Genomic DNA, 12,513 nt, shown 5'->3' with positions numbered 1-12,513 from the left:
CTGATGTACCACATAAAGATAAAATAGGAAAAGAGATGTAGCAAACGTTACATGTGATCCTTGCTACATCCAAGATGACTGAAAAAGCGTTCAACAAAAGCGGCCCCATGTATGTTCTCCATATATTTCGTGTTAAAAATATACTGTTCCATTTGTTCAAGCTTCCGCAGACTCCGCACTAGTATTTTCCGATCATGATCAGACAGAGTAGGATCATCATCTATCTTCTCTAAGGCCTTTTTCACACGTGCAGATACATGTTCAACATATAAATGGTTTTTGGATGCTGGCGGAATACATGCCGCTAGGTCACAGCCTATAAAACGAACACCATCAAGGGTGCAGTTTTCAAAATTGGCGATCAGCTTTTGTTTGCCATTTCCCTCAAACGTTATATCTATTAGCTTACCAGCAAAGGTACAATTGACGATGTTCGCTGCCTGTAAAACACGGTCATTGAATCTACAATTAGAGAAAGTACAATCGATAAACGTAGCATTCTCCAATGTCATTCCCCTCATATCGCAGGAAGAAAATTCGCAATTGGTGAAGACAGCTTCGTTTTTGCCAATGCCCACAGAGCGCAAGTCTGAATGACTAAAAGTACGATGATCAATCGTACTACCGGCAAAAAATCTCGCATTCGTCAGATCACACGTATCAAATACAAGATGATCCAAGTGACAGCTCCAAAAAATAGGAGAACGAACATTTGAGTTGATGATTGTCGTTCTGCTAATTTTTTCGTTTTCATATCTGGCAACATCAGAAAATGTTTCGTTGTCTACTGATATACCAGACTCAAGTCTTCTCATCGCTATCACCCTATCATTTCTTCAGAATTTTTCACAGTCATGATGTCCATTCAGCCAGTTCATTTTCTCTTAGCGCTTGTCTTTGACTCAAGATTATATCACAAAACGATATGCGTTTAATGGACCTTTTGTGATATGAGGAAGGTCAGAATTCATATCAAAGATTTTCGCATTGATATCTATTATGCCAAAGCTAGTGATTCGTTTAGAGTGCATATCGTGATATGTTTCAGCAGTCTCTTTTGTTTTGAATAAATAGATTCCCTATCGGGGTCAGCTTGTATACATTCTTTGACTGAAATCACAAAAACCTAAACACATCTCCACTGTTCATGACGGTGGATTTTGTTTAGGTTTTTTAGCGATTGAATCGTTTTTGAAGAACTAGGCATGAGACAGCGAATACTGCGAAAGCGCCCGCCGATCCAGCAGCAAACACCAGCTCAGTTTGCTCTGGTTTGACTTTGAATAACAAAGGGATAGAAAGAATAAGTGCGGCACCACTAAAGCCTAATCCTAATATCAACATGGCAAACAATTTATTCATAGAAACACCTCTTACACTTAGAGTGAGAACACTGGAGACCTACTGATCTAAGTATCATTGTTATGATTCGACAACCTTTAACCTTCCTAGATGGAGTGTATCATATGAGGGTGGGCGATGGGTTTCTTTTCATGAAAACAAAATCGTACAACAAACGATTTTAAACGAACACTGTTCTTTACGAACGATGTTCGTTATAATATAAATGAAATGGAATTTAAAACGATTTCCACAAAGGGATGAGGAGATGCAGAAGATGACGTCATTATCTAAGAATCAAAAGCAAATCGCTATCATCGGAGGAGGACCTGGGGGACTAACACTTGCCTTAATTTTGCAAAATTACGGTATACAAACAACCATTTATGAACGAGAGATGCATGACAAGAGCCTTGAACGAGGCGGCTCACTGGATATTCACGAAGAAACAGGTCAAAAAGCCTTAAAAGAAGCAGGAGTTTATGAGAAATTTCAAAGGAACGCCCGCTATGAAGGGGAAGATTTCCGATTACTTGATAAATCAGGAAGAATTTATTTAGATGAAGAAACGGAATCAGATCAAACAGGTACTCGCCCGGAAATTGATCGTGGTGTGTTATGTGAACTACTGTTAGAACAAATTGATGCTGAAACCATCAAATATGGGTATAAACTAGAAAGATGCGTTTCATTAGAAAGTGGTATGACAGAGCTTCATTTTGAAAACGGGGTTGTCGAGACAGTTGATCTTTTAATTGGGGCTGATGGTGCTTTTTCTCGTGTGCGTCCTCTGTTAACAGATATTGAGATTGAATACTCTGGGCTCACGATGCTAGAACTGAATGTCTTAAGCGTAGAGGAGAACCACCCTGATTTAGCTGAATTTAATAAACGAGGTAAGATGTTTGCTTTGGCAGACCACAAAGGACTGATTGGGCAGTTAAACGGAGATGGACGAATCAAAGTGTATGCAAGCCTTATGGTAGAACGCAACTGGATCGAGACTTGTGGTATTCCGTTTCATCAAGCGAAAGAAGCAAAAGAACAATTATTGGCGTTATTTAGTGATTGGGACGATCAGCTGAAAAATTATATTCGTTATGCAGAAGATGCCATCATTCCAAGACGGATTTATACGCTTCCTGTCGGTTTCAAATGGAATCGTCATAAAGGAGTAACGCTTATCGGTGATGCAGCTCATGTCATGTCACCATTCGCAGGCGAGGGTGTGAACATGGCGATGTTTGATGCAAGGGAGCTAGCACTTGCTATTGTCCGACATCCTCATCATTTTGAAAAGGCGATTGAAGAATACGAAGACATGATGTACGAATATTCATCGAAAAAAGCTAATGAATCGGAGAATAGTTTAAAACTGTGTTTTTCAAAAGACGCTGCGGTCAAGCTTGCAGATATGATGAATTCTTTTCAAAAGGATGATGATTGATGCTCAATTTACTATTTTACTTTGACATGTTATAAAGAGAGTATGAACAATTCAAATCGTCGTATGATCAGTCGCCGGTCTCGGCCGGCTAAAGAACCCTTAAGCCGTGAGCTTATTGTGAAAACGGCCTATGAGCTTCTTAAGGAGCATGGGATAGAGGGCATGAGTATGCGTAAGGTGGCTAAAGCATTGGATACGGGACCTGCATCCTTGTATGTCTACGTGAACAATGTTCAAGAACTCAGTGCTTACGTATTGGATTATGGTCTCGGACAAATGGTCTATCCAGATTCAAAGGATAGCACATGGAAAGAACAGTTATTCGACCTATTGCATACTTATTTCCTCCTGCTATTCGAAAAACCTGGTCTCGCTGAAATTTCTCTTTCCACCATTCCACAAGGAACGAACTTTCTTCAGTTGACCGAACATATTCTCGCTGCATTGCATGAAGGCGGGATCAAATCTACATCTGCAGCATGGGGAGTAGACCTATTGCTGTTATACGTATCTTCTGTAGCATACGAAAAGGTCTCTTGGAAGAAACAAGGCTCTTCACAGATTTCAGACACAAAAAAAGCATTTCTTCAAGCAGACAAAACGCAGTTTCCTTTCATTCATCGTGTAAAAGAAGAAATGTTTGCAGGTGATACCGTATCAATGGAACGGTTCCGATGGGGAATTGACGTCATTTTGTATGGAATCCAGCAGGAAGACAATTAGAAAGGAGCATAAGCAAAAAGCAGTCAATGGCTGCTTTTTTTATATGGTGATTTTCGTATTTGTGATCTTGTGAGCATTACAATATATAAATAAATCTATATATTGTTTTTATATATAAAAAATTATATAATCTAGTGGAATAAAAAAATGAGGTGCTTAGGCATGGAACATATTAAAAAGTTATTAGAGAGTTATATTCCTTTAGCAAAATCTACTGCAAAAATGTTTGGACCAAATTGTGAAGTGGTGATTCATGATTTAACGAATCCTCAAGCATCTGTCATGTTTACAGTAAATAACCATGTGACAGGAAGAGAAATCGGCCAATCATTTGATCATCTAGTCAAGACTGTATTACAATCAGAAGATTTTAAAGAAGATTATCTGGCTGGTTATACATTTGTAACAGAAGATAAGCGTACGATTCGTTCTTCGACTTCATTAATACGTGATTCAAAGCAAAAAGTGATCGGTGCTTTCTGTATCAATTTTGATGTTGAAGCACTGAATCAAATGCAGCAATTTATGGATACTTTTCTTACTACACACGTGGAAGCTCAAGAGAAAGAAACAACATCAAATGATGATCTTGAAAATGTGGAAGAAATAGTAGATCAATTGATCCAACAAATCATTCAAAACAGTGTTCATCCAGTTATGAAACGTCATGAAAAAATTGAACTAATCAAATTCATGGATGAAAAGGGCATTTTTTTAATGAAAGGATCTGTTGAGAAGGTCGCATCTATGTTAGGCATTTCCAAAGTAACGGTCTATAGCTATTTGGATGAAATCAAAAATAAATCGAGGTAAGGAGTGTCAAAATGGAAAGCATACTCGAGGTAGGAAATCTAAAATCAAACGGACACTATGCATTCGCAACCATTCATCAAAACACGGTCTATGTGTCGGGACAATTTGCTATCAATCCTGAAACGACAGAAAAAGAGTTCGGCCCCATTGAAAAAGAGACATTACAAGCGCTTAAGAATGTAGAGATGATTGTAGAGGCTGCTGGAAGTCAAAAAGAAAAGATTTTGCGCATGACATTATACATTTCAGATATTGAATTATGGGACAAAGTAGATGCGGTTTATACTGAATTTTTCGGTGAACATAAACCAGCACGTACGATTGTACCAACGAATGAATTACATTTTGGTTTCAAAATTGAAATGGATGCCATTGCATATATTTAGAATATTTTTTTGACCACCCTATATAAAAAATTATATTTTATATAAAAAAATATTCAAAGGGGTAGATGATGAATGAATCAATTAATTTGTAACCATTGCGGGGAAAAATATGAGATGACACCAACTCTATGGAAATGTGATTGTGGTGGAGTATTCAATCTAGTGAAAGATACCCCGAAAATAGACGTCACAGCTTGGGATCACTATCCAAATTCATTATGGCGTTATGTTGAAACCATGCCATTTCAAAAAGATTCTAAGACGTGGGAAACTGTGACAATGGGCGAGGGCCAATCTCCTTTAATCGTTCTAGATCCTAATGAGCCAAACACATATGTAAAAGTTGATTATATGATGCCTACACTATCATTTAAAGACCGTGGAGCAGCTGTGTTAATGACAAAAGCTAAGGAATTAGGGGTAACAAAAGTCATTGCTGATAGCAGCGGGAATGCAGGAACGGCAATTGCTGCGTATGCGGCGCGTTGTGGTATTGCCTGTGACATCTATCTAAGTGATCAAACGTCACCTAAAAAAGTTGCTCAAATAAAAGCCCACGGAGCAACGATTAAAGAAATTCATGGTACACGAGAGGACATTGCAGCTGCGGCCCAAAAGGCAGTAGACGAGGAAAACGTTTTTTATGCAAGCCATGTCTATAACCCTTATTTTTTCGAAGGTACAAAAACATACGCCTATGAAATCTATGAGCAACTAAAAGGAGCACCGGATGCTTTAATCATTCCGGTTGGAAACGGCACTCTGCTGCTCGGTGCGTATTATGGCTTTAGAGAGTTATTCGAAAATGGTCTCATTCATAAAATACCGAAAATTGTTGCTGTACAAGCAAAGAACTGTGCACCACTTGTGAAAGCTTTTCAACATGCGGAGGAATCAGCAACGCCTGTGACAAATAAAGGGACTGTAGCAGAAGGAATCGCTATTGCTGCCCCGGCTCGCTCCAAACAAATTTTAGAAGCTGTATACAAGACGACTGGTACGTTCATTGATATTGAAGAAGAAGAAATTCTACATGCACGCTCTAAACTGAGTGAGAAAGGATTTTATGTAGAGGTGACATCTGCCATCAATTTTGCTGGCTACATGAAATATCAAAAGGAATCAGAAGAAACCATCATCATTCCTCTTTGTGGTGCAGGGATTAAATCAACATAAACCTTAGAAACCCAGGTAGAATAGAGAGTTGCGTGCCTCGTTGACCTATTATATGATCAATCAGGAGTGATATTTGCGAGTGTTGAAACGACCATTACAATTTGAAAACGGAGGAATGATTCGTGGGAATGGATTTTACTCATTGAGAAGCACATTGGTCTTACACCGACTTCCATGATTTTAGATACAGGTTAGCAGCATGTATCGGTATGAATTTAGATGAAATGGAGGGATTTGGCGGGGACATACCATTTGAAAACTTTACAGATGACATCATTCCTTTGCTTGACCTTTCGGATTCTGATAGTTACTTAATGCCAGAGGTTTGTCAGACCGTTGCAGTTAAATTGCGTAAACTGATCCAAAATTGACCAGATGATGATATGGATAAAATGAACGATCTCTATCTGGCAGAAGAAATGGAGTTAGCGCATCAACAAAATGAGCCAATCGGATTGATATAAGATGAGAAGAAAGCTACTTTAAAAAGTATGTTTAAACCGTAGTAGCTTTCTTTCCACTCTACCTAATTATTTTTCATTTGTTTCTCTCCCCAATAACATATCTCATCTAATACAGGCATCAGTGATAAGCCCTTTTCAGATAAACTATATTCTACTTTTGGAGGCACTTGGGGATATTCTTTACGATGAATTAAGTGATCCGCCTCAAGCTCTTTTAGTGTATTGGTTAATGTTTTAAAAGAAATCGTTCCGAGCTTACGTTTCAGCTGATTATAGCGAACAGGACCATCGTTTGAATATAAAGCATACAGAACTGGCATTTTATATTTCCCACCAATTAATGACAAAGTATACCCAAAACCAGTATCTTTTAGCTCAGCTTTCGTCTGGAAGGACTCCTCATTCATTTTATACTCTCCTTTGGGTTAGTATCGCACTTTGATTACCGTACTTGTAGTATGTTATAGCATACAATAAAATCAATGTACATCAAAAAATGATGCAAAACTCAGAAAAAGGGTGAATGAATAATGAAAACGATTGTCTATGCACATCCTTGGGATGGAAGCTATAATCATGCCATTTTGACTTCCATAACAGAAAAATTAGAAACAAAGAGAGAACCGTTTCAAGTAATCGATTTATATAAAGATGGATTTAATCCTGTTTTTACAGCTGAAGAATTAAAGCATTTTCATAAAGGAGAAACGCCTTATTCATTAGTGAAGGATTATCAAGAAAAATTAAAACAGTCAACAGAATTGATATTTATATTCCCAGTCTGGTGGTGGGATCTACCTGCTATTTTAAAAGGATTTATTGATAAAGTGATGTTAAGCGGTTTCGCATTCATTGAAGATCAAAATACTGGTACTTTAAAAGGTTTATTAACAAATATAAAAAAAACAACCGTGATCTCAACATCAACTACAGATAAAGAGTATATAGAATCTGAAGCTGGAAATGCCATTCAAAGCGTTTTTATTAACAGAACGCTAGCAGATTTGGGATTGAAAAATGAATCCACGAAATGGATTCATTTTTCTAGAGTGAATTTAACAACAGATGAAAAGAGAAAGCAATTCTTAAAAGAAATATCCCAGAATATTTGATTTACAGTACAACAAATAAGGGCCAACTTCTACGACCGATTTAATTTATTGAGAAGGTCGTAGAAGTTTTGAAAAACAAACAAAAGGATAGGCTTGAACAAGATGGTAAATGCAGATCCATTGTATGACCTGATAAACAATAGCCGTATAAGAATCCCACTATTTAAAGTAAAGCTTTATAACTTTAGTGCTACACGTTTCAGCAGACTCTTTATCACCAGTCATTTAAGCAACAACAAATCGTGCCTGCCTAATTGACCTCTTGCACTCCTCCAAATACACCATTATTTAAATCCATACCATTTCTGTGTTTTTTTAATATTTTTTATAGCACTGCCGGCTCAAGCAGATTGTTAACATCATTTTCATTAAAGATAATACTGACTCATGCCATTTTTAAAGATAGGCAGGGTCTTAGTCACTAGCTCTTCTGATGAAATAAGTCTTCCATCCTTATTCCATGTGTATGCAGCTCCGTATATCCCCCAACTTAGCATAGTAGATAGGGTTGCTACCATTTGTTTATCCTCTAATTCGATGATGTTTTTAGTTCCTTTTAGCATAAGATCAGCTATTAGTTTCTGTAACTCCTCTTTAATTTTACTTTCGATAATAGTTCCTAAAGAATGATAACCTTTGGGACATAGGTCGCTTATCTCTTTATGGTGATCACACATGGCTAGAAAAATATTTGCAATGACTTTTTCATTGAATCCATCGTGATCATTGAGTCTTTTTTTCAATTTGTCTGTAAATGTATTGGTGATTGTAGAATGTAATAAATCAAATTTATCGTCAAAGTGCGCATAAAATGTAGCCCGGTTAATAGTAGCCTTTTCTGTGATATCACGTACCGTTATATGGTTGAAATCTTTTTCACTAGCTAACGAAAGAAAAGAGTCTACAATCAATTGTCTTGTACGAAGTATTCTCGGATCTTTTTTTGGCATAATTATTTTTTCTTCTCCTTTTAGGGTTCATCATCTTGTCTAAAAACGACAATACATTAGAAGTGTTGCGTAAACTACATATTGGCTATTTTGGTTATTGTTTATTATTCTTTTTCATCTTATCATCAATTATACAACGCGCGTTGCTTAAATAACACATGTTATTACGAAAGATTTTTGATCAAGGAAATCATTGTGATCATTGTGATCATTCTGAATAACAAAAGGAGATAGACGACCATGAACATCACTATTTTTGGTGCAACTGGTGCAACTGGTGCAATCGGTCAACTTTTAACACAGTTTGCATTAGAAAACGGAGATATCGTTACGGTATATGTTAGAAACCCTGAGAAAATCAAGCAAAAGCATTCGAATTTACGCATTGTAACGGGTGAACTAACGAACACTTCAGCTATTGAAACGGCAGTTTCAGAAGCTGATGTCGTGATAAGCACCTTAGGTCCCGGCATTGATTTGTCTCGAAAACAAAAAGGTACACCGATCGCCGATGGACATAACCGAATTGTCAAAGCGATGAAGAAGTTCACCAAAAAAAGGTTGATTACACTCGCGACGCCAGCCTTGCAATCTGAAGACGATAAGAAAAGCTTATCGACGATATTGCCAAGAATATTGCCTAAACTTCTCATGCCAAATGGTTATGCCGAAATGAAGAAGATGGGAGAACTGATTAAACAATCGAACCTGGATTGGACAGTCGTTCGAATTATTAATCCTAATATCAAATACAACGGGCAATCTTACGGTTATTCATTCGGCGATCAGCCAGCTAAAATGTCCGTATCTAGGGAAAATGTCGCTAAACTCATGTATGACGCTGCTAGGCAACACCAATTAATCGGAAAAATGCCCATTGTTTATAATGATTAAATCAGCTTTTTGTATGAGGTTGTTGATTCAGCAGAAATTATAGGAATCATTTAGAGTCATACCAAAACATTGCGTGTGAATTCTTTTTATAAGTATTCAAAATCAAAATCATAAAGGGGAAATGATCATGTCAAAAGTATTATTTGTTAAAGGAACACCTCAAAGTGAGGAACAATCAAGAAGTACGCAAGTTGCTAGAGCATTTATCAATGAATATAAGGAAGTAAATCCAACAGATGAAATAATAGAAGTAGATGTCTATTATGCAAATGTGCCATTAATCGATGCTGATTTTTTAACTGGACAAAAGAAGTTAAGAAGTGGGGAAGTGCTAACAGATGTTGAAGCACAAAAAATAGAAGCAGTGAATGCATTCACAAAGCAATTTATGGAAGCAGATAAATACATCATTCAGTCTTCAATGTGGAATTTAGGAATCCAACCTTTATTAAAAGCCTATTTTGATACAATCATGAGTGCTGGAAAAACGTTTAAATATACATCAGAAGGTCCAGAAGGATTGATGAAAGGGAAAAAAGCAATCCATATTCATGGAATGGGAGGATTTTATTCGCAGGCAATTGGAATGGAACATTCTGATTCTTACGTAAGAGGTGCGCTAAAGTTTGTTGGAATTGAAGTGGAACCAACGATTTTTGTTGAAGGTATTGACTATGATCCAACTAAAGAAGAAGAAATTGTTACTTCAACAATTGAAAAAGCAAAAACGGTAGCACGAACGTTTTAAAAAAGAGCATTGGTGGGATTAGTTAAAAAGATTTTAATTAACATCATCCCACCTCGCACGTTCAAAAGCGTAATAAAGAAGAATAGACAAAATACATTCATTAAAATCATAAAGGGGGAACATAGGATGAAAGTAGAAATTTGGTCTGATTTTGTTTGCCCGTTTTGTTATATTGGCAAACGTCAATTTGAAATAGGGTTAGAACAGTTTGAACATAAAGAAGAGGTCGAAGTCTTATTTCGACATTTTCAATTAGATCCATATGCGAAAAAAAATACAGGAATGGATATCCATCAAGTATTATCCTCTAAGCATGGTGTCCCATATGAAAAAGCAAAAGTACTGAACAATCAATTGAAACAGAAAGCAAAAGAGGTTGGGTTAGATTATCAATTTGATACAATGATTCCTACGAATTCATATGATGCACTTCGTCTTTCTTATTATGCAAAAGAGAAAGGGAAGATTCGGGAGTTTATGGAACGTATTTTGAAAGCTCATTTCACAGATTCACTAGATATCGGTGATCACGCAACACTTGCTCAACTTTCAAGTGAAATAGGTCTTGATGGCAACGAAGCTTTGGATGTTTTATCAAATGATCAATATAGCGAGAATATCGCAGCTGATAGAGCCGAGGGATCTAAAATTGGGATTCAGGGCGTGCCCTTTTACGTTGTGAATGATAAATATGTCATCTCAGGAGCACAACCTAGCGAAGTGTTTTTAGAAACATTACAACAGGTATGGAAAGAAGAGTACGGGAATCGTAAGGTTGAAGAGCATAAATTAGAGTCGTCGCTCGATGAATATTGTTCAGATGGAACATGTAAATTTTAATGGATATTCAAAAAAGATATAGAAATCACAAAAGATTGATATAGCTACTTTAAATACCACTTTATAATGAAACATTTACTTCCAAAAATCAAAGGGGTTTAGCGATATGAAAAATACAATTTTTCAAGGTACAATCGAGCATTCAGGATTTGTAGTACCCGATATCGAAGTAGCAGTTGAATTCTTCACTCATATTTTGGGTTTTGAAGTCTTGTTCCGGCCAAAACGGATGCAATTTGAGGACGATAGTTTAAAAAGGTACTTTGGGGTTCACGAACATTCAGTTGTAGAAGGGGCGGCATTTTTGCAATATGGCGGTAGAAAGATCGAACTGGTTCAATGGTCGACGCCAGATCAACAGAATGTTCACCTAAAACCCAGTGATATCGGTGTAGCCCATCTAGCTATTACAGTTACCGATATAGAAGAGGCTTTAAAATATTTTGCAGAACAGTCTGATGTTAAAGTCAGAGAGCTGAGCTCTCTTGGATTTTTCTATATCACAACTTCATGGGGGATGGAGATTCAAATAATGGAATTACCCCAAAAACCTTTATGACCTATCTAATTTGTACCAAGACAAGAACAAGGGTCCTTTAATTAGTTGAAACAATAACTGTATCTTAATTTGTGGACCCTCTTTCACCTTCTGATCATAGGACACCAAGAAGGGTCCTTTCCATCTAATTGACCTCTTGCAGGCAATTGATCATTGTTTTCTCCTCTTAATACCTCACTAATATCCTGCTTTCTTAAAATCCATATCATTTCTGTGCTTTTTGATGTCTCTTTTAGCTTTGGCAGCTCTAGCAAAGTGTTAACAGCAGAATGCCCAATGCAATTCTGATACCGAGTCAGATCGCGATTTAAAATATCAGGAATGCCATTCGATTAGCAACTCTTTTTTCATTTTCTGTCATAATCCCTTCAGCATTTATTGGGTTAGGGTTTTTCCACGTACCAGTGGCATGTATAACCGTCTTTGCCTCGTAAGTTTTTTCTTCTTGATTATTTAATTTCACTCGAATGATAAAAGGCACAAGACCTCTGTCTTTTGTTTTTATCAACACCTTTTTTGCCAATATAGAGAACTGGGCTATTTAAATAACTATGTGGTTTCATTTGAAGAAGAGAAGTCGGTATTTAAATCAATCATTTTCACACGAATCAATTTTTGTTTGAATTCATATAATCAATTGATTATATAAGTTTTCAGTTATATACTATTGAAGGAGTTGAAAAGAGGGGGAATCATTGTGAGTACAGATGTTTCAATTGGTGTGACACATATGTCGAATTGTTTAAAAACACTCAGTGATCAAACAAGACTGATCATGATGAAATTGTTTTTGGAGAAAGAATATTGTGTTTGTGAACTGGTAGATATGTTCGAAATGAGTCAACCAGCGATTAGTCAGCATCTACGAAAATTAAAAAAAGCTGGATTTGTTCATGAGAACAGAAAAGGGCAGTGGCGTTATTATTCAATCAATACACTGTCTCCAGAATTTGAGACGATTCGGATCATCTTAAATCAAATTGATAAAGAAGATGACCTTTTAAAAAGTATACAACATAAAGCAACAAACATTTCTTGTTCGTAAGGAGGGATGGGTTTG

17 protein-coding genes are annotated in these 12,513 nt (G+C 36.8%); 12 read left to right on the top strand and 5 right to left on the bottom strand.

Annotated features, from left to right (window positions below; all coding sequences use genetic code 11):
- Window positions 1-47: 47 nt before the first annotated feature.
- From ACRRMM_RS00085 to ACRRMM_RS00075, 3 genes are all read right to left on the bottom strand, one after another.
- Window positions 48-815 (bottom strand): pentapeptide repeat-containing protein, encoded by a 768-nt coding sequence (locus ACRRMM_RS00085; protein WP_019744143.1) that lies wholly within the window; start codon window positions 813-815, stop codon window positions 48-50.
- A gap of 93 nt (window positions 816-908) precedes the next feature.
- Window positions 909-1,076 (bottom strand): YdhR family protein, encoded by a 168-nt coding sequence (locus ACRRMM_RS00080; RefSeq protein WP_113745365.1) that lies wholly within the window; start codon window positions 1,074-1,076, stop codon window positions 909-911.
- 97 nt (window positions 1,077-1,173) lie between these two features.
- Window positions 1,174-1,362: a hypothetical protein gene (locus tag ACRRMM_RS00075; protein ID WP_008343767.1), complete on the bottom strand. Its 189-nt coding sequence runs from the start codon at window positions 1,360-1,362 to the stop codon at window positions 1,174-1,176.
- Between the two features lie 256 nt (window positions 1,363-1,618).
- Here ACRRMM_RS00075 and ACRRMM_RS00070 point away from each other — a divergent pair, with 256 nt between their 5' ends.
- From ACRRMM_RS00070 to ACRRMM_RS00045, 6 genes are all read left to right on the top strand, one after another.
- Window positions 1,619-2,788, top strand: coding sequence for an FAD-dependent oxidoreductase (locus ACRRMM_RS00070; RefSeq protein WP_048001472.1), 1,170 nt, complete (start codon window positions 1,619-1,621; stop codon window positions 2,786-2,788).
- Window positions 2,789-2,851: 63 nt separating this feature from the next.
- Complete coding sequence (locus tag ACRRMM_RS00065; RefSeq protein ID WP_048001490.1) at window positions 2,852-3,511, top strand: TetR/AcrR family transcriptional regulator; 660 nt, start codon at window positions 2,852-2,854, stop codon at window positions 3,509-3,511.
- A gap of 162 nt (window positions 3,512-3,673) precedes the next feature.
- Complete coding sequence (locus ACRRMM_RS00060) at window positions 3,674-4,324, top strand: helix-turn-helix transcriptional regulator (protein ID WP_035700980.1); 651 nt, start codon at window positions 3,674-3,676, stop codon at window positions 4,322-4,324.
- Window positions 4,325-4,335: 11 nt separating this feature from the next.
- Entirely contained in the window at window positions 4,336-4,710 is a 375-nt protein-coding gene (locus ACRRMM_RS00055) for a RidA family protein (protein ID WP_017367342.1), read from the top strand.
- A gap of 72 nt (window positions 4,711-4,782) precedes the next feature.
- Window positions 4,783-5,886 carry a threonine synthase gene (locus ACRRMM_RS00050; RefSeq protein ID WP_065460444.1) on the top strand — a complete coding sequence of 368 codons (1,104 nt, stop codon included), beginning with the start codon at window positions 4,783-4,785 and terminating at the stop codon, window positions 5,884-5,886.
- Window positions 5,887-6,095: 209 nt separating this feature from the next.
- On the top strand, window positions 6,096-6,257 hold the full coding sequence (locus tag ACRRMM_RS00045) for a hypothetical protein (RefSeq protein ID WP_216099516.1): 162 nt from the start codon (window positions 6,096-6,098) through the stop codon (window positions 6,255-6,257).
- 155 nt (window positions 6,258-6,412) lie between these two features.
- Here the strand turns inward: ACRRMM_RS00045 and ACRRMM_RS00040 are convergent, their stop codons facing one another.
- Window positions 6,413-6,757: a winged helix-turn-helix transcriptional regulator gene (locus ACRRMM_RS00040; RefSeq protein WP_007499303.1), complete on the bottom strand. Its 345-nt coding sequence runs from the start codon at window positions 6,755-6,757 to the stop codon at window positions 6,413-6,415.
- Between the two features lie 123 nt (window positions 6,758-6,880).
- Here ACRRMM_RS00040 and ACRRMM_RS00035 point away from each other — a divergent pair, with 123 nt between their 5' ends.
- Window positions 6,881-7,462: an NAD(P)H-dependent oxidoreductase gene (locus tag ACRRMM_RS00035; RefSeq protein WP_035391910.1), complete on the top strand. Its 582-nt coding sequence runs from the start codon at window positions 6,881-6,883 to the stop codon at window positions 7,460-7,462.
- A 368-nt stretch (window positions 7,463-7,830) separates the two neighbouring features.
- On the opposite strand, the gene ACRRMM_RS00030 is transcribed toward ACRRMM_RS00035, so the two are convergent.
- Entirely contained in the window at window positions 7,831-8,412 is a 582-nt protein-coding gene (locus ACRRMM_RS00030; RefSeq protein ID WP_017367339.1) for a TetR/AcrR family transcriptional regulator, read from the bottom strand.
- 240 nt (window positions 8,413-8,652) lie between these two features.
- Here ACRRMM_RS00030 and ACRRMM_RS00025 point away from each other — a divergent pair, with 240 nt between their 5' ends.
- The 5 genes from ACRRMM_RS00025 (at window position 8,653) to ACRRMM_RS00005 (ending at window position 12,498) form a co-directional block, all read left to right on the top strand.
- Complete coding sequence (locus ACRRMM_RS00025; RefSeq protein WP_432450759.1) at window positions 8,653-9,306, top strand: NAD(P)-dependent oxidoreductase; 654 nt, start codon at window positions 8,653-8,655, stop codon at window positions 9,304-9,306.
- A 127-nt stretch (window positions 9,307-9,433) separates the two neighbouring features.
- Window positions 9,434-10,054: an FMN-dependent NADH-azoreductase gene (locus ACRRMM_RS00020; protein ID WP_065460436.1), complete on the top strand. Its 621-nt coding sequence runs from the start codon at window positions 9,434-9,436 to the stop codon at window positions 10,052-10,054.
- 126 nt (window positions 10,055-10,180) lie between these two features.
- Window positions 10,181-10,894, top strand: coding sequence for a DsbA family oxidoreductase (locus tag ACRRMM_RS00015; RefSeq protein WP_035391913.1), 714 nt, complete (start codon window positions 10,181-10,183; stop codon window positions 10,892-10,894).
- A 106-nt stretch (window positions 10,895-11,000) separates the two neighbouring features.
- Window positions 11,001-11,453, top strand: coding sequence for a VOC family protein (locus ACRRMM_RS00010; protein ID WP_025207410.1), 453 nt, complete (start codon window positions 11,001-11,003; stop codon window positions 11,451-11,453).
- Window positions 11,454-12,183: 730 nt separating this feature from the next.
- On the top strand, window positions 12,184-12,498 hold the full coding sequence (locus tag ACRRMM_RS00005; RefSeq protein ID WP_034646476.1) for an ArsR/SmtB family transcription factor: 315 nt from the start codon (window positions 12,184-12,186) through the stop codon (window positions 12,496-12,498).
- Window positions 12,499-12,513: the final 15 nt, after the last annotated feature.

This window comes from Bacillus sp. XT-4, assembly GCF_050864245.1.
GTDB classification, from domain to species: domain Bacteria; phylum Bacillota; class Bacilli; order Bacillales; family Bacillaceae; genus Bacillus; species Bacillus altitudinis.
This window is presented reverse-complemented; position numbering and strand designations above follow the sequence as displayed.

What these genes read in the sequence shown, in the direction of transcription:
- ACRRMM_RS00025 (WP_432450759.1), top strand. Translation starts at nt 8,653, where the DNA reads ATGAACATCACTATTTTTGGTGCAACTGGTGCAACTGGTGCAATCGGT.
- ACRRMM_RS00040 (WP_007499303.1), bottom strand. Translation starts at nt 6,757, where the DNA reads ATGAATGAGGAGTCCTTCCAGACGAAAGCTGAGCTAAAAGATACTGGT.
- ACRRMM_RS00075 (WP_008343767.1), bottom strand. Translation starts at nt 1,362, where the DNA reads ATGAATAAATTGTTTGCCATGTTGATATTAGGATTAGGCTTTAGTGGT.
- ACRRMM_RS00085 (WP_019744143.1), bottom strand. Translation starts at nt 815, where the DNA reads ATGAGAAGACTTGAGTCTGGTATATCAGTAGACAACGAAACATTTTCT.
- ACRRMM_RS00045 (WP_216099516.1), top strand. Translation starts at nt 6,096, where the DNA reads ATGAATTTAGATGAAATGGAGGGATTTGGCGGGGACATACCATTTGAA.
- ACRRMM_RS00060 (WP_035700980.1), top strand. Translation starts at nt 3,674, where the DNA reads ATGGAACATATTAAAAAGTTATTAGAGAGTTATATTCCTTTAGCAAAA.
- ACRRMM_RS00030 (WP_017367339.1), bottom strand. Translation starts at nt 8,412, where the DNA reads ATGCCAAAAAAAGATCCGAGAATACTTCGTACAAGACAATTGATTGTA.
- ACRRMM_RS00015 (WP_035391913.1), top strand. Translation starts at nt 10,181, where the DNA reads ATGAAAGTAGAAATTTGGTCTGATTTTGTTTGCCCGTTTTGTTATATT.
- ACRRMM_RS00050 (WP_065460444.1), top strand. Translation starts at nt 4,783, where the DNA reads ATGAATCAATTAATTTGTAACCATTGCGGGGAAAAATATGAGATGACA.
- ACRRMM_RS00065 (WP_048001490.1), top strand. Translation starts at nt 2,852, where the DNA reads ATGATCAGTCGCCGGTCTCGGCCGGCTAAAGAACCCTTAAGCCGTGAG.
- ACRRMM_RS00020 (WP_065460436.1), top strand. Translation starts at nt 9,434, where the DNA reads ATGTCAAAAGTATTATTTGTTAAAGGAACACCTCAAAGTGAGGAACAA.
- ACRRMM_RS00005 (WP_034646476.1), top strand. Translation starts at nt 12,184, where the DNA reads ATGTCGAATTGTTTAAAAACACTCAGTGATCAAACAAGACTGATCATG.
- ACRRMM_RS00070 (WP_048001472.1), top strand. Translation starts at nt 1,619, where the DNA reads ATGACGTCATTATCTAAGAATCAAAAGCAAATCGCTATCATCGGAGGA.
- ACRRMM_RS00010 (WP_025207410.1), top strand. Translation starts at nt 11,001, where the DNA reads ATGAAAAATACAATTTTTCAAGGTACAATCGAGCATTCAGGATTTGTA.
- ACRRMM_RS00035 (WP_035391910.1), top strand. Translation starts at nt 6,881, where the DNA reads ATGAAAACGATTGTCTATGCACATCCTTGGGATGGAAGCTATAATCAT.
- ACRRMM_RS00055 (WP_017367342.1), top strand. Translation starts at nt 4,336, where the DNA reads ATGGAAAGCATACTCGAGGTAGGAAATCTAAAATCAAACGGACACTAT.